General features: G+C 60.3%; 24 protein-coding genes. 13 read left to right on the top strand and 11 right to left on the bottom strand.

The window, feature by feature from the left end; genetic code table 11:
• The first annotated feature begins 3 nt into the window (after window positions 1-3).
• Both phaZ and ACR0EZ_RS12800 read left to right on the top strand, forming a co-directional pair.
• A complete protein-coding gene (gene phaZ, locus ACR0EZ_RS12805) occupies window positions 4-1,275 on the top strand; it encodes a polyhydroxyalkanoate depolymerase (RefSeq protein WP_480613562.1) in 1,272 nt (423 codons plus the stop codon).
• Between the two features lie 5 nt (window positions 1,276-1,280).
• Window positions 1,281-1,865: a DUF6151 family protein gene (locus ACR0EZ_RS12800; protein WP_480613560.1), complete on the top strand. Its 585-nt coding sequence runs from the start codon at window positions 1,281-1,283 to the stop codon at window positions 1,863-1,865.
• Here ACR0EZ_RS12800 and ACR0EZ_RS12795 read toward each other — a convergent pair.
• The 4 genes from ACR0EZ_RS12795 to ACR0EZ_RS12780 all read right to left on the bottom strand — a co-directional run bounded on the left by ACR0EZ_RS12795 (window position 1,856) and on the right by ACR0EZ_RS12780 (window position 5,060).
• Entirely contained in the window at window positions 1,856-2,572 is a 717-nt protein-coding gene (locus tag ACR0EZ_RS12795) for an alpha/beta fold hydrolase (protein ID WP_480613558.1), read from the bottom strand. The two genes, ACR0EZ_RS12800 and ACR0EZ_RS12795, sit on opposite strands and share 10 nt — an antisense overlap.
• Window positions 2,573-2,657: 85 nt before the next feature.
• Window positions 2,658-3,272, bottom strand: coding sequence for a hypothetical protein (locus ACR0EZ_RS12790; RefSeq protein ID WP_480613934.1), 615 nt, complete (start codon window positions 3,270-3,272; stop codon window positions 2,658-2,660).
• Window positions 3,273-3,318: 46 nt separating this feature from the next.
• Window positions 3,319-4,311, bottom strand: a complete 993-nt coding sequence (locus ACR0EZ_RS12785) for an alpha/beta hydrolase (protein WP_480613557.1) — start codon at window positions 4,309-4,311, stop codon at window positions 3,319-3,321.
• Window positions 4,311-5,060: an alpha/beta fold hydrolase gene (locus ACR0EZ_RS12780; RefSeq protein ID WP_480613932.1), complete on the bottom strand. Its 750-nt coding sequence runs from the start codon at window positions 5,058-5,060 to the stop codon at window positions 4,311-4,313. The genes ACR0EZ_RS12785 and ACR0EZ_RS12780 overlap by 1 nt, the downstream gene beginning before the upstream one ends.
• A gap of 216 nt (window positions 5,061-5,276) precedes the next feature.
• Between ACR0EZ_RS12780 and thrS the strand changes: the two genes are divergently transcribed.
• The 5 genes from thrS (at window position 5,277) to ACR0EZ_RS12755 (ending at window position 10,003) form a co-directional block, all read left to right on the top strand.
• The gene (gene thrS / locus ACR0EZ_RS12775) at window positions 5,277-7,268 is read left to right on the top strand and encodes a threonine--tRNA ligase (RefSeq protein ID WP_480613555.1); all 1,992 of its coding nucleotides are present in this window, start codon (window positions 5,277-5,279) and stop codon (window positions 7,266-7,268) included.
• 222 nt (window positions 7,269-7,490) lie between these two features.
• Window positions 7,491-7,793, top strand: a complete 303-nt coding sequence (locus ACR0EZ_RS12770; protein WP_480613553.1) for a BufA1 family periplasmic bufferin-type metallophore — start codon at window positions 7,491-7,493, stop codon at window positions 7,791-7,793.
• Between the two features lie 70 nt (window positions 7,794-7,863).
• On the top strand, window positions 7,864-8,721 hold the full coding sequence (gene bufB, locus ACR0EZ_RS12765) for an MNIO family bufferin maturase (RefSeq protein WP_480613551.1): 858 nt from the start codon (window positions 7,864-7,866) through the stop codon (window positions 8,719-8,721).
• A complete protein-coding gene (locus tag ACR0EZ_RS12760; protein ID WP_480613549.1) occupies window positions 8,718-9,479 on the top strand; it encodes an HvfC/BufC N-terminal domain-containing protein in 762 nt (253 codons plus the stop codon). Before bufB ends, ACR0EZ_RS12760 begins: the two co-directional genes overlap by 4 nt.
• Window positions 9,476-10,003 (top strand): DoxX family protein, encoded by a 528-nt coding sequence (locus ACR0EZ_RS12755; protein WP_480613547.1) that lies wholly within the window; start codon window positions 9,476-9,478, stop codon window positions 10,001-10,003. Before ACR0EZ_RS12760 ends, ACR0EZ_RS12755 begins: the two co-directional genes overlap by 4 nt.
• Window position 10,004: 1 nt before the next feature.
• Here ACR0EZ_RS12755 and ACR0EZ_RS12750 read toward each other — a convergent pair whose 3' ends face one another.
• Both ACR0EZ_RS12750 and ACR0EZ_RS12745 read right to left on the bottom strand, forming a co-directional pair.
• Window positions 10,005-10,373 carry a hypothetical protein gene (locus ACR0EZ_RS12750; RefSeq protein ID WP_480613545.1) on the bottom strand — a complete coding sequence of 123 codons (369 nt, stop codon included), beginning with the start codon at window positions 10,371-10,373 and terminating at the stop codon, window positions 10,005-10,007.
• Between the two features lie 41 nt (window positions 10,374-10,414).
• Window positions 10,415-10,732 (bottom strand): ArsC/Spx/MgsR family protein, encoded by a 318-nt coding sequence (locus tag ACR0EZ_RS12745; protein WP_480613543.1) that lies wholly within the window; start codon window positions 10,730-10,732, stop codon window positions 10,415-10,417.
• Window positions 10,733-10,945: 213 nt separating this feature from the next.
• Between ACR0EZ_RS12745 and ACR0EZ_RS12740 the strand changes: the two genes are divergently transcribed.
• Complete coding sequence (locus tag ACR0EZ_RS12740; protein ID WP_008758035.1) at window positions 10,946-11,152, top strand: cold-shock protein; 207 nt, start codon at window positions 10,946-10,948, stop codon at window positions 11,150-11,152.
• A gap of 86 nt (window positions 11,153-11,238) precedes the next feature.
• Here the strand turns inward: ACR0EZ_RS12740 and ACR0EZ_RS12735 are convergent, their stop codons facing one another.
• Both ACR0EZ_RS12735 and thyX read right to left on the bottom strand, forming a co-directional pair.
• Window positions 11,239-11,547, bottom strand: coding sequence for a hypothetical protein (locus tag ACR0EZ_RS12735; RefSeq protein ID WP_480613541.1), 309 nt, complete (start codon window positions 11,545-11,547; stop codon window positions 11,239-11,241).
• 56 nt (window positions 11,548-11,603) lie between these two features.
• On the bottom strand, window positions 11,604-12,515 hold the full coding sequence (thyX, locus tag ACR0EZ_RS12730; protein WP_480613539.1) for an FAD-dependent thymidylate synthase: 912 nt from the start codon (window positions 12,513-12,515) through the stop codon (window positions 11,604-11,606).
• Between the two features lie 177 nt (window positions 12,516-12,692).
• Here thyX and ACR0EZ_RS12725 point away from each other — a divergent pair, with 177 nt between their 5' ends.
• Genes ACR0EZ_RS12725 through ACR0EZ_RS12715 form a run of 3 tightly spaced genes read left to right on the top strand, consistent with a single transcriptional unit; the run spans window position 12,693 to window position 14,529 of the window.
• The gene (locus ACR0EZ_RS12725) at window positions 12,693-13,121 is read left to right on the top strand and encodes a VOC family protein (protein WP_480613537.1); all 429 of its coding nucleotides are present in this window, start codon (window positions 12,693-12,695) and stop codon (window positions 13,119-13,121) included.
• Complete coding sequence (locus tag ACR0EZ_RS12720) at window positions 13,118-13,819, top strand: DUF1194 domain-containing protein (RefSeq protein WP_480613535.1); 702 nt, start codon at window positions 13,118-13,120, stop codon at window positions 13,817-13,819. Before ACR0EZ_RS12725 ends, ACR0EZ_RS12720 begins: the two co-directional genes overlap by 4 nt.
• Window positions 13,816-14,529, top strand: coding sequence for a DUF1194 domain-containing protein (locus ACR0EZ_RS12715; protein ID WP_480613533.1), 714 nt, complete (start codon window positions 13,816-13,818; stop codon window positions 14,527-14,529). Before ACR0EZ_RS12720 ends, ACR0EZ_RS12715 begins: the two co-directional genes overlap by 4 nt.
• On the opposite strand, the gene ACR0EZ_RS12710 is transcribed toward ACR0EZ_RS12715, so the two are convergent.
• The 3 genes from ACR0EZ_RS12710 to ACR0EZ_RS12700 all read right to left on the bottom strand — a co-directional run bounded on the left by ACR0EZ_RS12710 (window position 14,530) and on the right by ACR0EZ_RS12700 (window position 15,752).
• Window positions 14,530-15,027 (bottom strand): MarR family winged helix-turn-helix transcriptional regulator, encoded by a 498-nt coding sequence (locus tag ACR0EZ_RS12710; RefSeq protein WP_480613531.1) that lies wholly within the window; start codon window positions 15,025-15,027, stop codon window positions 14,530-14,532. It lies immediately after the preceding gene.
• A 78-nt stretch (window positions 15,028-15,105) separates the two neighbouring features.
• Window positions 15,106-15,330 (bottom strand): succinate dehydrogenase assembly factor 2, encoded by a 225-nt coding sequence (locus ACR0EZ_RS12705; protein ID WP_480613529.1) that lies wholly within the window; start codon window positions 15,328-15,330, stop codon window positions 15,106-15,108.
• 29 nt (window positions 15,331-15,359) lie between these two features.
• Window positions 15,360-15,752 (bottom strand): helix-turn-helix domain-containing protein, encoded by a 393-nt coding sequence (locus ACR0EZ_RS12700; protein WP_480613527.1) that lies wholly within the window; start codon window positions 15,750-15,752, stop codon window positions 15,360-15,362.
• Between the two features lie 91 nt (window positions 15,753-15,843).
• Between ACR0EZ_RS12700 and ACR0EZ_RS12695 the strand changes: the two genes are divergently transcribed.
• Complete coding sequence (locus ACR0EZ_RS12695; RefSeq protein WP_480613525.1) at window positions 15,844-17,046, top strand: pyridoxal phosphate-dependent aminotransferase; 1,203 nt, start codon at window positions 15,844-15,846, stop codon at window positions 17,044-17,046.
• A gap of 12 nt (window positions 17,047-17,058) precedes the next feature.
• Window positions 17,059-17,460 carry a hypothetical protein gene (locus tag ACR0EZ_RS12690; protein WP_480613524.1) on the top strand — a complete coding sequence of 134 codons (402 nt, stop codon included), beginning with the start codon at window positions 17,059-17,061 and terminating at the stop codon, window positions 17,458-17,460.

Below are 17,460 nucleotides of genomic sequence, written 5' to 3'. Positions count from 1 at the left end.
TCGATGCGCTACATGATGACCTACGACTTGATGGAAACCGTGCGAAACACGAACCAGTGGCTTGGCGCGACCGCCAGCGCAATGGCGTCGTACCCGCTGTTTTCCATGGCCCCGAACCCTGCGTTCGGCTGGATGGCCGCCTGGGGCGAGGTGACGGAACGCACCTTCCAGCGCATGGTCGTCAAACCCGACTGGGGTATCCGCACTTACACCTGTGAAGACGGCAAGGATCACCTGGTCGAGGTTACCACGGTTCTGGAACGCCCGTTCGGAGACCTTGTTCATTTCAAGGTAAACGGGCGTGAAACCCAGCCCCGCAAAGTGCTTTTGGTTGCGCCAATGTCCGGCCACTATTCGACTTTGCTGCGGTCGACGGTAAAAAGCCTGCTGGTCAATTGCGAGGTTTACATCACTGATTGGCATAACGCGCGCGATATTCCTGTGTCCGCGGGTAAGTTCGATGTCGAGGACTACACCCTCTACCTTGTCGATTTTATGAAAGAGCTCGGCCCCGACACGCATGTTGTCGCCGTGTGCCAGCCCGCCCCGCTGACATTGGCCGCCACCGCCTATCTGGCCGAGGTCGAACCCAAGGCCCAGCCCAGCACTCTGACGCTGATCGGCGGCCCGGTCGATCCCGACGCCACCCCGACGGACGTGACGGATTTCGGTCGGCGCGTGACGATGGGCCAGTTGGAAAAAACCATGATTCAGCGCGTGGGCTTCAAGTACAAGGGCGTTGGCCGGATGGTCTATCCCGGCCTGCTGCAACTGGCATCCTTCATGTCGATGAACGCGGATCGCCACTCCAAGGCGTTTACGGACCAGATCCAGCGCGTCCTCAGGAACGAGGCGTCGGATCATGACGCCCACAACCGGTTCTACGACGAATATCTGGCAGTCATGGACATGACGGCCGAGTTCTACCTTTCCACCGTCGAACGCGTCTTCAAGAACCGCGAAATCGCCCGCAACGAATTTGTGGTTGCCGGTCACAAGGTGGATATCGGCAAGATCACCGATGTTGCGGTCAAAACCGTCGAGGGCGCGAATGACGATATCTCGGCCCCCGGTCAGTGCATTGCCGCGCTGGATCTTTGTACCGGCCTGCCGGAGAGCAAGAAAGCCAGCCATGTCGAACCCGGTGCCGGCCACTACGGTATTTTCGCAGGGCGCAGTTGGCGGGACAATATCCGCCCTCTGGTGATCAATTTCATGAATGAAAACAGCCGCAAACCGCGCCGCCGGGCGGCCAACAGCAACAAAGTCGCCTGAGGCAGATGGGCGAGAGGGCGCTAGCCGACCTCGCCTTTGCCTGCTCCTGCGGGACCATGAGCGGTCGCATCGCGGCGTCAGCTTTGCCGCAAAGCACACATGTCGTCTGTTTCTGCCGTGATTGCCGCGCGGCGCAGTTGTATTTCGGGCAGCCCGACCCAGCCCCCGGCCCTGTCGACATCCTGCAAATGGCGCCCGAGGCCATCGTGGTCGATCAGGGCGCGAAACATCTGGCTGTGATGCAACTTAGCCCCAATGGCATGCTGCGCTGGTACGCCAAATGCTGCAACGCCCCGCTGGCGACCACGCCGCACAACCCGAAGTTTCCGTTTGCCGGGTTTATTGTCAAACGGCTTGCCGACCCCTCGGGCCTCGGCCCCGTTAAAACGCGGGGGTTTATTCAACTGCCGAACGGCAAGTACAAGCATGAAAATCCAACACCGGCCGCCATCGGGTTGGTGCGGCGCGTTTTCAAATCCCGATTGTCCGGAAGCTGGAAAAACACGCCATTCTTTGATCCGAAGACCCTTGCGCCGGTCGCCCGGCCCACAGTCATCAGCAAAAGCGAGCGGGCCGCACTTTACACGTAAGCCATCATCTGAGGCGCGCTCAGCCAATCCCGCATCGCGTCATTCACGATGTCCGGAGCCTCAAGCGTTGGCAGGTGCCCCGCATTTTCAAGGATTTGCAGCGAGGCTTCGGGGATCAGCTCTGCCATGAAAGCGTGTTTTCGAACCGGCGTCAGCGTGTCGTGGGCACCGCATAGAACCAGTGTCGGCACCTTGATCCGGCGCAGCGCGCCCTGCTGGTCGGGCCGGCGCTGCAACGCCCGCATCTGACGCACGAACACCTCCGGCCCCAGATCCGTCGCCATGGCCAGAAGGGTGTTCAGATGCGGTATCCGCTGCGGTCCCGGAGCCAGCGCATCCGACCCCACGACCCGGCGCATGACCTCTTCCAACCGACCGGCCTGCGCACCGATAATCAGTTCCTCGCGTCCTGCCGCCATTTGCGGCGTGTCCGCCTGCGCGTCGGTCGCCATGAGGCACAGGCGCGAGACCCGCTCGGGCGCGCGACGGATCAGTTCCAGCGCCACAACACCACCCATGCCAAGCCCTGCCAATGCAAACCTGTGCGGCACCTGATCCAAAAGGCCCGAGGCGATTTCTTCGATGCGCTCACCCTGCGAAATCGGCGCAACAGTCACCGCCCGATCCCGCGACAGCACCTCGATCTGAGGGCGAAACAGCCGGGCATCGGCCATGAAATCAGGTAAAAACACCAGCGGCTCGATCACGCGGGTCCTCCCTTTGCTCGGTTCTCCGAGTCCTTTCAGATTGCTCTGAGGATGAAAGTTTTGCCCCGGTGGGGCAAGGAAAACTTCACGGATACCGGATGCCGCGAAAAGCCGGGAAATCCGCGTATCGGGATTGCCGTTTGCGCAGGTCTTCCCCGGGCTCGGCCCCGGGTCGCAACAGGCACCCGCGCGGGGCAATGTAGCTGTCGATCCGGCGATGCGGTTTGGGCCGCCACACCAGATTGAAGGCGCAGAGCTTGGGGAAGAACCAGATCTCGGAATAGTCCAGATGGTCATGCATCCACCACGCCAGATCGCGCCAGTCGCGGCCCTGCGCAAAGCGATCCGCAAACCACGGGATCACGATGGATGCGCCCGCGATGCGCGCCTCGCCCTCGCCCCGATCCCAGATATGGCATTCCATCGGATTGTCATTGCGGGCGCAGTTCAGGCGGTTTTCATTTCCGAACCGGTTCAGCGACGGGGAACGATAGCCCGAGCGCACGGCGATCCGGCCAAAGGTCTCCTCCAAAGGGTCCAGCAGGGTTTCACAAAGGGCACGGCCGGTTTCAATGGCCAGATCGGGATTGTCGGGGATGTTCTGTTTCTGATGAAAACTCCCGATCTCGGAATACAGAAAATCCCGCATGTAGAAATGCCGGGACAGGCGCACGCGGCCAAGCGTCTCAAGGCTCCACATGCTGCCCGGCTTGCGCATCGTCACGTTCGGCTGGGTTGAGAAATGGTCATTCGATCCCCTGCCCCTTCAGCCAAGCCAACATCACCTCGACCGCCGCATCGGTCTGGCCCGGCGACATCAAGCGGCCCGCGATGACATGCGACATCGGATCATCGCCCGGGCCCATCGTCACCGTTTCGACCGTCACCGGCCCTCCCCAGGCTGCGGCCACCTTATGGGTCCGCTTTGGCCGCACGACCTGATCATCATCCGAGAACATGAACAACGCAGGCACCCTCGCGCCCGAGAAATCAAGCGCATAGACCGTATCCACAAGAACCGTCATCGGTACCACTGCCACCCAAGGGTAAACAACCGACCAATATTTGTTCTTCTCGGGGTCCGAGCTGGAAACATCGCGTTCTTCCCCCATCACCAGCGGCAGCCACTTCCGCGCCCAGGGCAGGCCCGGAATGAAGGCAACCGGCGAATTCACGCCAAAATTGGGCGATACGAAGATCATCGCCGCCACATCCGCGCTGAGTTCTGGATCAAGCGCCGCCGCCGCCGTCAGCGTACCCCCGGTCGATGTCGAGATGACGACCACCTTGTCGCCAACGGCCTTGGCTGCGGCCAGTCCCTCGGCCATATCCTGCATCCAGCCCAAGGCGGTCGCCTCGCCCATCGCGGCGCCGTCACGGCCATGCCCCCGCAGGCGGGTGTAGACCAGATTGGCCCCCAGCGCGTCCGCGACCCGGTCAGGCACGGGGCGGATTTCCTCGGAACTGGCCGAAAACCCATGCATATACAGCACCGAATACGGCGTGCGCTGTTCCTTGAACCCGTCCTGCCAGATCACGCGTTTCTCGACGCCGGGCGTGATGTCGTCAAAACCCGACTCGACGCTTTCGAAATAGACCTGCACACCTTCGCCGAACTTGCGGGCATCGAAAGAGGGGTTCAGGTCCACCTCTTCCCGTGGCCCGAACCAGTAGATCAGCCCGCCGACCACGATCAGCGCCAGAAGCAGACGCCCCAATATCCACCCGAAACGCCGCATCAGCCTGCCCCCAGTACGTCAAGTACCGCCTCTTCGATCAGGCCCAAACACGGCCCATCCGAGAACCGATGGTCCGCATCTTTCACCAACCGCAACTGTATATCCGGTCCTTCGGCATGTTCCAGCAACCGCACCGCTGTCTCCACCGAGACGGCTGTATCCGCCGTGCCCTGCAGAAACCGCACCGGGAACGGCAGGCTCAAAGCCGCGCGCAGGACAAGGCGTTCCCGTCCATCCTCAATCATCCGCTTAGTGATGATGTAGGGCTCCATATAGTCCGAAGGCAATTCCACATGCCCAACCGTTTCCAGCGCGGCCTTCTGCGCATCGGTAAATGACGCCCAATACCCATCTTCGGTAAAATCGGGCGCAGCGGCGATGGTCACCATGCCGGCAATCCGCTCGGGCGTTTCTTTGGCCAGCATCAAGGCCTGCCAGCCGCCCATCGAGGACCCCACGACAATCAGTGGCCCATCAGTCAGCGACGCGACCGCAGCAACGGTATCCTCGTGCCAATCCCCGATACAGCCATCCGTGAACGACCCGGAACTTTCGCCGTGGCCCGAATAGTCGAACCGCAGGAACGACTGCTCCCGCGCCTGCGCCCAGGCCTCAAGATGCACCGCTTTGGTGCCCTCCATATCCGACTTCAATCCCCCCAGAAAAACCACCGTAGGCCTCAGACCTTCGGTCTTGTGATACGCCAACCGCCGTCCCTGCGCCGTCTCCAGAAATTCCGTCGCTGCCATGAAACCCTCTTTCGCACTCCCCTCATCATGCACGTCCCACCCCTGACCGCAATTCCCCGATCCGTTCTTCATCTGGCCAAAAATATCCCAGGGAGCGCGAGGGGCAGCGCCCCTCGCTCCGGCCCTTGACACGCGCACCACCACCTGCCAAAGGAGCCTCACGCATAACCCGCAACCGGGCGTTCAGTGGGCGCCAAACCGACGAGGAGAGCCGATATGGCCCTGGATTCAAAATCCGTCTCTCTCACCTTCCCCGATGGCAATGCACGTTCCTATGACGCAGGCGTCACGCCCGCGCAGGTGGCGGCGGACATCTCGACCTCGCTGGCCAAAAAGGCCATCTCGGCCACGGTCGACGGCAAACACTGGGACCTGCAATGGCCTATCGAAGCCGACGCGCAGATCGCCATCCATACCATGAAGGATGAAGAACAGGCCAACGAACTGATCCGCCACGATCTGGCGCATGTCATGGCGCGTGCCGTACAGGAAATCTGGCCCGCGACCAAAGTCACTATCGGCCCCGTCATCGAAAACGGCTGGTATTATGATTTCGACCGGGAAGAGCCGTTTACGCCCGAAGACCTCGGCCTCATCGAAAAGAAGATGAAGGAAATCATCAACAAGCGCGATCCCGTCACCACCGAGGTCTGGGACCGCGACCGCGCGATCGAATTCTACAAGGCCAATAACGAACCCTACAAGGTCGAACTGATCGAGGCCATTCCCGGCGATGAGCCCCTGCGCATGTATTGGCACGGCCATTGGCAGGACCTGTGCCGCGGCCCGCATCTGCAGCACACCGGCCAACTGCCCGGCGATGCCTTCAAGCTGATGTCCATCGCAGGCGCCTATTGGCGCGGCGACAGCAGCCGCGCCATGCTGCAGCGCATCTATGGCGTGGCTTTCACCGGTAAGGAAAAGCTGAAAGCCCACTTGCATATGCTGGAAGAGGCCGCCAAACGCGACCACCGCAAGCTGGGCCGCGAGATGGACCTGTTCCACATGCAGGAAGAGGCCCCCGGTCAGGTGTTCTGGCACCCGAACGGCTGGACCATCTACACGCAACTTCAGGACTATATGCGCCGGAAACAGCGTGCGGGTGGCTATCGCGAGATCAACACCCCTCAGGTCGTTGACCGCAAGTTGTGGGAGGCCTCGGGTCACTGGGAAAAATACCAGCACCACATGTTCCTCGTCGAGGTCGATGAAAGCCGCGATGGCGAAAATGACGATGCCAGTGCCAGAAACAAGGACCAGACCCGCATCAACGCGCTGAAGCCCATGAATTGCCCCTGCCACGTGCAGGTGTTCAATCAGGGCCTCAAAAGCTATCGCGATCTGCCGCTGCGATTGGCGGAATTCGGATCGTGTTCACGCTTTGAACCCTCGGGCGCGCTGCACGGGATCATGCGCGTGCGCGGCTTCACGCAGGACGATGCGCATATTTTCTGCACCGAGGATCAGATTCAGGAAGAATGCGCGCGGTTCATCGATTTTCTGGCAAATGTCTATCAGGAACTGGGTTTCGACAATTTCGAGATCCGTTTTGCGACCCGCCCGGAAAAGCGTGTCGGGTCGGATGAAAGCTGGGATTACGTCGAAGGCGCATTGGAAAACGCGATCAAGGCGGTCGGCCGGGACTACACGCTGGAGCCCGGCGACGGCGCGTTTTATGGTCCCAAGCTGGATTTCTACCTGACAGATGCCATCGGACGGGTCTGGCAATGCGGGACGTTCCAGGTTGATCCCAACCTGCCCGAACGGCTGGGCGCAAGCTACGTCGCCGCGGACGGCGACCGGCACCGCCCCTATATGCTGCACCGCGCCTGTCTGGGATCGTTCGAACGCTTCATCGGTATTCTGATCGAAAACTGGGAAGGCAAGCTTCCGTTCTGGCTGGCCCCGCGTCAGGTTGTGGTCGCCTCGATCACGTCGGATGCCGACGCCTATGTGATGGAAGTTGTCGAAACGCTCAAAGCTGCGGGCGTCCGGGCCGAAGCCGACATTCGCAACGAAAAGATCAACTACAAGGTCCGCGAGCATTCGGTTGGCAAAGTGCCGGTCATTCTGGCCGTCGGTCACCGCGAGGTGGACGAGCGTACCGTCAGCGTCCGCCGTCTGGGTGAAAAACAGACGCAGGTTCAACCGCTTGAGACTGTAACAAATGAGCTGTCGCAGGCGGCGACGCCGCCGGACCTGCTGTAACATTCGGCAGCATATCGCCGCCAATCCGGCCCCCGCTTCGGGGACGGATTGAAACATTTCCCCTTTTTCAATTCAAAAACAGTATGTTAACTTACAAGTGGGCACAGTGCTGCCTGACACGCTTGTGAGACACGGGCTCGTGAATTTAACTGTGGCTCACTAGCCATTACCTTTGTCATTGTCACAAGCAGACATACGCAGTCATCAAAAGGGATTACCGAGATGTCGAACACCGCAAAAACACTGGTCATCGCAAGCGCCGTGGCAGCAGCCGTATCGGGCGCGGCCACAACCGCAACCGCTCAGGCAAAAGAGAAATGCTATGGCGTTTCGCTGGCCGGTCAGAACGACTGCGCCGCAGGTCCCGGCACCACCTGCGCGGGCACTTCGACCGTCGACTATCAGGGCAACGCGTGGACGCTGGTTGATGCAGGCACCTGCAGCGATATCGAACTGCCGAAAACCGCAGACGGCGCGGACCGCAAAGGCTCGCTCGAGCCGCTGGATCGCGACCTGCCCGCATAAGGCTGTCCGAATGAATTGCGAAGGGCGGGCAGGTTCGCCCGCCCTTCTGCTATGATCAGGGGATTTGCAGATGTTGGATGACGCACTCAGGTCAAACCGGTTGCCCGCAGCGCCGGGCGTTGGCTACAAACCGCAGCATTTTGCGCAGATCCTTGATCACGCCAAGCCTGTAGCGTGGCTTGAGATTCATGCCGAAAACTACATGGGCGATGGCGGGCGGCCTCTGGCGCAATTGCGCCACCTGTCCGAACAGTTTCCGATCTCGGTTCACGGCGTCGGACTGTCCATCGGCGGCGAGGGCCCGCTGGATGCCGATCATCTGGCGCGTCTGAAACATCTGGTCGGTTGGCTGAACCCGGCCAGCTTCTCGGAACATCTGGCCTGGTCCACCCACGACACCAGCTTTTTCAACGATCTTCTGCCCCTGCCCTATACCGACGCAACGCTGGCGCGGGTCTGCGAACATATCGATCAGGTGCAGAATACTGTCGGGCGGCAAATGCTGCTGGAAAACCCCTCCAGCTATCTGGCGTTCGAGGAAAGCACATGGTCCGAGCCCGATTTCCTGCGCGAGATTTCGAAACGCACCGGGTGTGGCCTGTTGCTGGACGTCAACAATGTCTTTGTTTCGGCCACCAATCTGGATTTCTCGCCCCAAGGCTATATCGACGCCTACCCGCTTGAGAAAGTGGGCGAAATTCATCTGGGCGGACATGATGAAGACGAAGACGATCACGGCCATCCCCTGCTGATCGACAGCCACGGGCGCGAAGTGATCGACCCCGTCTGGGCACTGCTGGATTACGTGCTGGACAAATGCGGCCCGAAACCGCTGCTGGTCGAGTGGGATACCGACGTCCCGGACTGGCCCGTACTGCGGGCCGAGGCCGAACGCGCCCAAGCCGCTTTGGACAGGGTACACGCATGAGCGTTTCTCAATCCACCTTTCAGGCGGCGTTGCTGGATGCGCAGGCCCCCGTCCCGGACGGGTTGACGGATGCTCAGGCCCGGCCCGCAGGCCGGCGGTACAGCGTCTATCGCAATAACGTGGCGGTTTCGCTGACCGAAGCGATGCAGCAGGCGTTTCCGGTGATCACCAAGCTTCTGGGCACGCAGAACATGGAAGGCCTGTCGGGCGTTTTCCTGCGGCAGCACCCTCCGTCCTCGCCGCTGATGATGTTCTATGGCGACAGATTCCCCGAATTTCTGGCCGACATGCCGCAGCTGTCGCATCTGGGATACCTGCCCGACGTCGCCCGGCTGGAACTGGCATTGCGGCGGTCGTATCACGCTGCCGATAGCACCCCGGCACCGGCGGATGCACTGGCGGTCCCGCCCGAAGATGTCATGCGGGCGAAACTTTGCTTTGCCCCGTCGATGCAGATCGTCCGCTCGGACTGGCCCATTCACGCCATCTGGCGGTTCAACAGCGAAGCGGACGCACCGAAACCCGAACCACGAGCCGAGGATGTGCTGATCACTCGCCCCGAATATGACCCCTTTCCGCAGGCGTTGCCGCCGGGCGGGGCCATCTGGATCGCGCATATGCAAGCGGGTGAAACCATCGGCGGCGCGTTTGAAAAAACCACCACGGACATCCCGGATTTTGATCTGGGAACCACTCTGGCACTGCTTTTGCAGGGCGGTGCAATAACTTCTGTGACTATCGAAAGGCTGGAGACATGACTGCCCTGATCTCACTTCACAATAACACCTTGGGGAAACTGGAACTGACGTCTGGCTGGTTGACACCGACCTTGGCCAGACTGGTCTTTGCTGCGACCTTGCTGATCTACTATTGGAATTCGGCGACGACCAAACTGGGCAGCGGCTTGTTCGGTTTTCTGTTCCCGTCTGACGGCGCTTATGTTCAGATCTTTCCCAAGGCGATGGAAGCTGTCAGCTATGACAGTTCGCAGTTGGGCATCTTCCACTGGGCAATCGCAGTCGCGGGAACCTGGGCCGAATTCCTTTTGCCAGCGCTTATCGTGATCGGCCTGCTGTCGCGGTTCGCGGCCTTGGGCATGATCGGCTTTGTCTGGGTGCAGACGATCGTGGATGTCACGGGGCACGGCGCTGAGTTGGGCAGCTACTTCACCAACGCTCCGACATTGCTGGATGACCGGACAATCTGGACATTCCTGTTCGCGGTGATCGTGATCAATGGCGCCGGACCGCTGTCGGTGGACCGCATCCTGCACATTAAGTGACCTAGAAATGCGCCTTGGGCTTGTCCGGCTGACCCGCGGCAAGCCCAAGCAGGCCGGCCACACCGGCAAAAGCGATAGGGAACATGGTGAAAACACCAAACCCGAACGCGTAATACATCCCCGCCGCCGATATCAGCAGCAACAGACCCGCGATCAAGGCGCGGGCATGGGCCATTGCTCCGCCAGCGATCGCCAAAAGCGGGGCCAGGATGGACACCGTCTGAACCAGAGCAGGATTGTCCACCGGCTCGGCCAGACCTTCGACGCCACCGAAATGGCGGATCGCCTCGACATAGCCATACCCAACGAAACCGACGATCATGCCGATCAATCCGGCGATGACACCCAAAACCATAGCGGCGTTCCGCATTCCATATCCTCGCGATTGCTGTTCAGCAGATATGCACGCAATCAGGCAACGCCAAGCGCCGCCCGCGTTTCAGCCGTCCAACCTAGCGACAATTGACCCTCATTTTCGATCAGGGGGCGTTTCATCAGGGTCGGATGATCCACCAGCAGCTCCATCACAGGGCGCGTGCGCTGGCCTTCATCCAATCCACGCCAGGTTGTAGACCGTGTGTTGAGCAAAGCCTCGCCGAACTCGGCAAAAGCCTGCGACAGCACGGATTCGGGCACACCGTCGCCGCGCACGTCCACAAATTGCGCATCCGGCAACGATTTCAGCGCCTTACGGCACGTGTCACATGTCTTCAGTCCATAAAGTCGCATTCTGCGGCTGCTCCTGCATTTGGTTCTATTTTGGGCAATTTTGCCGGATTCCAGCGGTAATTCTTGATTTTTTACTTCACCGTGCAATGTTGAAAAAGGTGAAACTTGCAATGTGGGGCGTATCGGTTGCCCGAAACGACCGCGTTGCTGTCTTGCCAGTCACCGCCCCCACCAATTTGTGGGACAATGCGTAAGTAGAAGGAGACACGGGACATGCCAACCGGCACCGTGAAATGGTTCAATACCACCAAAGGCTATGGGTTTATTGCCCCCGACGAAGGTGGCAAAGATGTGTTTGTTCATATCTCGGCCGTAGAACGCTCCGGCCTGACCGGGCTCGCTGACAATCAGAAAGTCTCGTACGAGTTGCAGGACGGGCGCGATGGCCGCCAGATGGCAGCTGATTTGAAGCCGTTGTAAAAAACAGCCCCGCATTGCGCGGGGAGATTTCAGAGAAGGTTGGCGGCCAATTTCAGGCCGCCGGCCGCCCCCATCCGGCAAATGCCCTATCCTCGTGCTGGCACGTTGTCCGCATGGGTAAACCAGTCTTGTCCCATCGCGACGATGCAGGACGTGCCGGTCGCATATGTCACGACCATGGTCCAGTCACCGCGATCACTGCTCCAGACCTCCATGATCTGTTCGGGCCCGCGCACACCGGTTGCGACGCGCTGGGACGCGAATTGCCGGGTCAGTTTTTCATGAAGCCTTTGGGTCGGCTCACACAGGACCTCGGCAATGGGCGATTTGGCCTGCGCGGGCAAGGCCAGCCCCAATATCAGGCACATGGCGGGAAAAATCGAAGCATGGGTCATGAGACCAATGTAACAGTTTCATGACCATGCGTATAGACAAACGATATGCCTCCAAATCAACCTTCGCGGATGATCGCTTCGAACTCACGCCATTCGCGGGCGGTCATGCCTGAAGTGTCCTGAGTGACCGTTTCCCCCGCCAGCATCCGGCGCAGGCTGTCGACCATCTGTGCGGAAAGATTGACGGCGCCCAGGCGATAATCCTCGAACGCTTTGTAGGCGAACGGCACCCAATCGGCGACGATCTTGCACATCGCCTCGGCATACACACGGATTTCGTACTGCGCATGCGGGTCGGCGCGCAGGCGCAGGAAGTGGAACAGGTTGTGCAGGTCCACCTTCCAGTACCATTGCGTGTAGATATTGGCAGGCAGGTTCATCCGAGCCAGTTCCCGCGCCAGACCCTGCTGGCCGTCCTGGCTGATCATGTTTTCGTAGTTGTCATAGCACCGCGCGCTGTCAGCCTTGAGGATGTCGAGCACGCGCGCGGCTTCCTCCCCTTCCAGCGCGGACCCGCGGCCCTGGTTGTTGACCTCGGATTGCGCGGCGACATGTTCGGGCGCGGGAATGTAAAATTCGCGGTCCAGAATCGAATACCGCGCCGAGTATTCATTCACATTCGCCGTGCGGTGACGAATCCACTGACGGGCCACAAAGACCGGCAGTTTGACATGCAGCTTCACTTCGCACATCTCGAACGGGGTGGAATGCCAGTGGCGCATCAGATAGCGGATCAGCCCTTCGTCATTCTGGACCGATTTGGTGCCTTTGCCATAAGACACGCGGGCCGCCTGACAGATTGCGGCATCATCGCCCATATAGTCGATCACGCGCACGAAGCCGTGGTCCAGAACCTGATGAGCAGTGTACAGACGCTCTTCCATGCCTGCTGCGACAACGCGACGGGTTGGATGCGATTGCGCGCGTTGCGCTTCGATCTCGGCCTGATGTTCGGCGGACAGCGGCATGAAATTTTCCTTTCTGGCAATGAGTCGCTGACCACTATATATCGACAGTCCAGACACCGGAACCGCCATATGTACCGTCGCGCGGGCAATTTTGAAATTGTGTTCCTGCTGCCCCCTCGACACGTCGGGTCGGCGCGCTAAGCTGCGGTAAATCACAATCATCGAAAGGAAGCCATGATGGGGCTGACATATCTTCACACCATGATCCGGGTGAAGGATCTGGAAAAATCCATGGCGTTTTACAAGCTGCTGGGTCTGGAGGAAACGCGCCGGTATGACAGCGAACAGGGCCGTTTTTCCCTGATCTTCATGGCGCCTCCGGGGCAGGAGGATCGTCCTATCGAGCTGACCCACAACTGGGATGGCGATGACGGGCTGCCCAGCGACAGCCGCCATTTCGGTCACCTCGCCTTTGGCGTCGACAATATTTACGAGACCTGCCAGCACCTGCAGGACAATGGCATCGTGATCAACCGGCCCCCGCGCGACGGGCGCATGGCGTTTGTACGCTCGCCGGACAATATCTCGGTCGAACTTCTTCAGCACGGGCATGCGCTGGAACCCGCAGAACCCTGGGCCAGCATGGAGAGCACCGGCCACTGGTGATCCGACCGATGATAGCGTTGGGGCTGGCCGCGCTGGCCGGCCCCGTTCAGGCCGCGCCCTGCCGTCTGGCGCTGGCCCTTGCGCTGGATATTTCCGTCTCGGTGGATGCGACCGAGGATATCCTGCAGCGCCAAGGCCTTGCCGCCGCCCTGATCGCGCCCGAGGTTCAGGACGCGTTCTTTTCCTCGCCCATGCCGGTGGCATTGGCGGTTTATGAATGGAGCGGGCCAACCAATCAGCATGTGATTCTGAACTGGCGTCTGATTGAAGGCAGTGGCGATCTGTTGGCGGCGGCAGAACGGGTCAGCCGGTCGGTTCGGTCTGACACCGCTTCGGCCACGGCCATGGGACATGCCCTGACCTTTGGCGCATCTCTGTTGGAACAGGCCCCGCCCTGCCTGTTTCAGACCATCGATCTGTCCGGCGACGGCACCAACAATGACGGGTACAGCACGCAAGCGGCCTATCGGCTGCCATCCTTTCAGAACACGGTCGTCAACGGTCTGGTGATCAACGCCAATGACTTTGAAGCCGAGTTGTTTCTGGTCCCGTTCTTCCGGAACAATGTGCTTCACGGGCCCGGTGCGTTTCTGGAAATCGCCGACGGGTTCGAGGACTTTGAACGGGCCATGCGCCAAAAGCTGGAACGAGAGCTGACGGGGATGCAAATCGGGTCCTTGGACAGGCCGTCTCGATGATCCTGCGTTTTCTGGCCATCCTGTTGGCTCTCGCTGCCGGACCCGCCATGGCTCAGTGCCGGCAGGCTCTGGCGCTTGGGCTGGACGTGTCCGGATCGGTTGACGCGCGGGAATACCAGTTGCAGCTTGACGGGCTCGCCTCGGCTCTGAGCCATCCCAAAGTTGGCCAGTTGATCCTGTCAAACTCTGCCGTCCCGGTGCGTCTGGCGGTTTTCGAATGGAGCGAACCGGGGCATCACAGGATGCTGCTGGACTGGACCGAGGTCCGCTCGGCTGCCGATCTGTCGCGGATTGCGGCGCGCTTGCGAAAGGTGGACCGCAGCGCAGCGCCACAGGGAACCGCGGTCGGGTCGGCCATGACATTTGGCGCTGAGCTGTTGTCGCAACAGCAAGAGTGCTGGAAGCGAACGTTGGATCTGTCGGGGGACGGAAAGCACAATCTGGGCCCGCATCCGCGCGACGTGAAGCCCAGCCTCAGATCGACAGGTATCACCGTCAACGGTCTGGTGATCGGCGCGGACGATCCAGGCAACGGCGACAGGCGCTATGTTCAGGTGGGAGAGTTGTCCGCCTACTATAACGCATGGGTCATTCTGGGGCCCGATGCCTTTGTCGAGGTTGCCTTGGGTTTCGAAGCCTACGAGGATGCCATGGTGCGCAAGCTGATCCGGGAACTTGACAGTCTGGTGCTGTCGGATGCGCGCCCCTGATCAGTAGATGTAGCGGATTTGATCGGTCCAGTACCGTTCGACCCGGCGCAGAGAGATGGTGATATCCTCGATCCCTTCCAGTCCCAGCACGCCCCTGCCCTGCAGCCCCTCGGCATGGCGTAAGAACAGCTCGGAAACGATGTCGCGTATCTCACGCCCGCGCGGGGTCAGCCGCACCCGGACCGAGCGCCGGTCGATCTCGCACCTTTGGTGATGCATATACCCCATCTCGACCAGTTTCTTGAGGTTGTAGCTGACATTGCTGCCCTGATAGTAGCCGCGGCTTTTCAACTCGCCCGCCGTCACCTCATGATCGCCGATGTTGAACAGCAGCAGGGCCTGTACGGCGTTGATCTCAAGCACTCCAACGCGTTCGAATTCGTCCTTGATGACGTCCAGCAACAGCCGGTGCAGCCGTTCGACAAGGGCCAGCGCCTCAAGATAGCTGGTCATGAACCCTTTGGATTCCGGCAGCGAGACCTGCATTTCCATACTCATCCGACCCTCCGATTCAGTCGCGCAGTTTCACACACGATGAACCGAATTCACCAATAATCGGTTAAGCCGGATTTTCCGTTATTTCTGAAAGGTCTGCGCGATATCCGCGATCAAATCCGCATATACGGCCGGCGGCTGAACCTGGCCCGTGACCCACTGGTACAGGTCCTGATCGTTTTCATGCAGCAGGGCGTCATAGGTATCCAGCCCGGCTTTGTCCATCTGCGCCAGGTGGCGGTCTGCATAGGCAGACAGGATCAGGTCCATCTCTTTGATCCCCCGCCGCATCGAGCGCATTTTCATGCGCTTTATCCTGACGTCCTGCGCCTCGGTCAAACCTGCTCCTCCAGCATCAGGCGTAGTCTTTTCTCGAGCCGTGCGGCGCGTTCGGCGCTCAGCCGCATTTCGCTGCGGATCGCACGCAGTTCGGCAACCGCATCCGCCACATTCAAATCGCCCTCAGCGTAATCCTGCGGCGCATCCATACCTTCGCCTTCGCCGGTCAACAGCCACATGATCGAGACGTTGATCATGCCGGCCATCATCGACAACCGGTTAGCGCGCGGCTCGGACAGGTCATTCTCCCACGCGGCGATTGTGGACTTTTTCACGCCCAGCCGCCGGGCCATCTGGGATTGGGTCATCCCCGCGGCCTCGCGCGCGCCCGCCAGCCGGTCTCCGAACGTTGCTGCATCCGGGCCGTACCAGTCGTATTCGTCGTTCATCAGGGCCTCCGATTCTCCGCCTTATACTGCTTGATCGTCATTCGGGCGCACCCTATGACAGACAAGTTGATCATTCAAACCGAGGCCGACCATGAGTTTCCTGTCTGCGACACTGTCACGCGTTAAACCGTCGCCCACGATCGCAATGACGGCAAAAGCCGCCGAATTGCGGGCCGCAGGGCGCGACGTAATCGGGCTGAGCGCGGGGGAACCGGATTTCGACACGCCCCAGAACATCAAGGATGCGGCTGTGGCGGCCATCGCGGCGGGCAAGACGAAATACACCGCGCCCGACGGTATCCCCGAGCTGAAACAGGCCGCCTGCGCCAAGATGAAACGCGATCACGGGCTGGACTATACGCCAGCGCAAATCTCGGTCGGAACCGGCGGCAAGCAGACGCTTTACAACGCGCTGATGGCAACGATGAACGCGGGCGATGAGGTGATCATCCCCGCGCCCTACTGGGTCAGCTATCCCGATATGGTGCTGCTGGCGGGCGGCACGCCGGTTGTTGTGGAAACCGCGCTGGAAAACAGTTTCAAGCTGACGCCCGAACAGCTGGAAGCGGCGATCACGCCAAAGACGAAGTGGTTCATCTTCAACTCTCCATCGAACCCGACCGGCGCGGGCTACAGCCCGGCAGAACTGAAGGCGCTGACGGACGTTCTGATGCGCCACCCCCATGTCTGGATCATGTCGGACGATATGTATGAACACCTCGCCTATGACGGGTTCCAGTTCTGTACCCCGGCCGAGGTCGAGCCCGGGCTTTATGACCGCGCGCTGACCTGCAACGGTGTGTCCAAAGCCTATGCCATGACCGGCTGGCGCATTGGGTACGCGGCAGGTCCGGTCGAGATCATTGCCGCGATGCGCAAGATCCAGTCGCAATCCACATCGAACCCCTGCTCGGTCAGCCAATGGGCGGCGGTTGAGGCACTGAACGGAACACAGGCGTTTCTGGCCCCGAACAACGAAACCTTCAAACGCCGCCGCGATCTGGTGGTCGATATGCTCGGCGCCATTGACGGCGTTACCTGCCCGACCCCCGAGGGCGCGTTTTATGTCTATCCGTCGATCTCGGGTCTGATCGGCAAGACCACCCCTGCCGGAACCGTCATCGAAAACGATGAGGCTTTCGCAACCGCACTGCTGGAAGAGGCCGACGTGGCCGTGGTGTTTGGCGCAGCCTTCGGCCTGTCGCCCAATTTCCGCGTCAGCTATGCGACCTCGGACGAGGCACTGAAAGAGGCCTGCACCCGCATCCAACGCTTCTGCGCCGCCCTGACCTGACCGGAGCCGCAGATGTCCACCGAGTTGCCCGAATACTATTTCCGCGTGCGTGAGAACGGGGCCGCAGTGTTCCGGATCGACACCGAAAACCGGTTTCGGCGCATCGAGATGGACCAGATTGCCGTCATCAACATCCGCAATGGCGAGGTCAAGCCCCATGGTCAGCGCACGCTGACCGAGGCGGACAAGGCCGAGATCGCCCGCTGGATGGAAGACCGCAAGGCGCTTTTGGCGCAGCGGGATATCGACGATATTCACCGCGCGGTCGACTACTTGAACCTGACCACGCAATGGGCGCAGTCCAAAGCCTCGGACGCTCAGCTCGAGGACGTGACCGACCGTTTGCTGATGGCGATGCACGATCTGCGGTCGGTTCTGGTTCGAAAAAAGGCGGACCGGCTGGAGAAAGAATAA

The organism is Ruegeria sp. AK4 (assembly GCF_056541025.1).
Note: the sequence above shows the minus strand (reverse complement) of the source record. Positions and strands in the feature narration are given on the sequence as shown.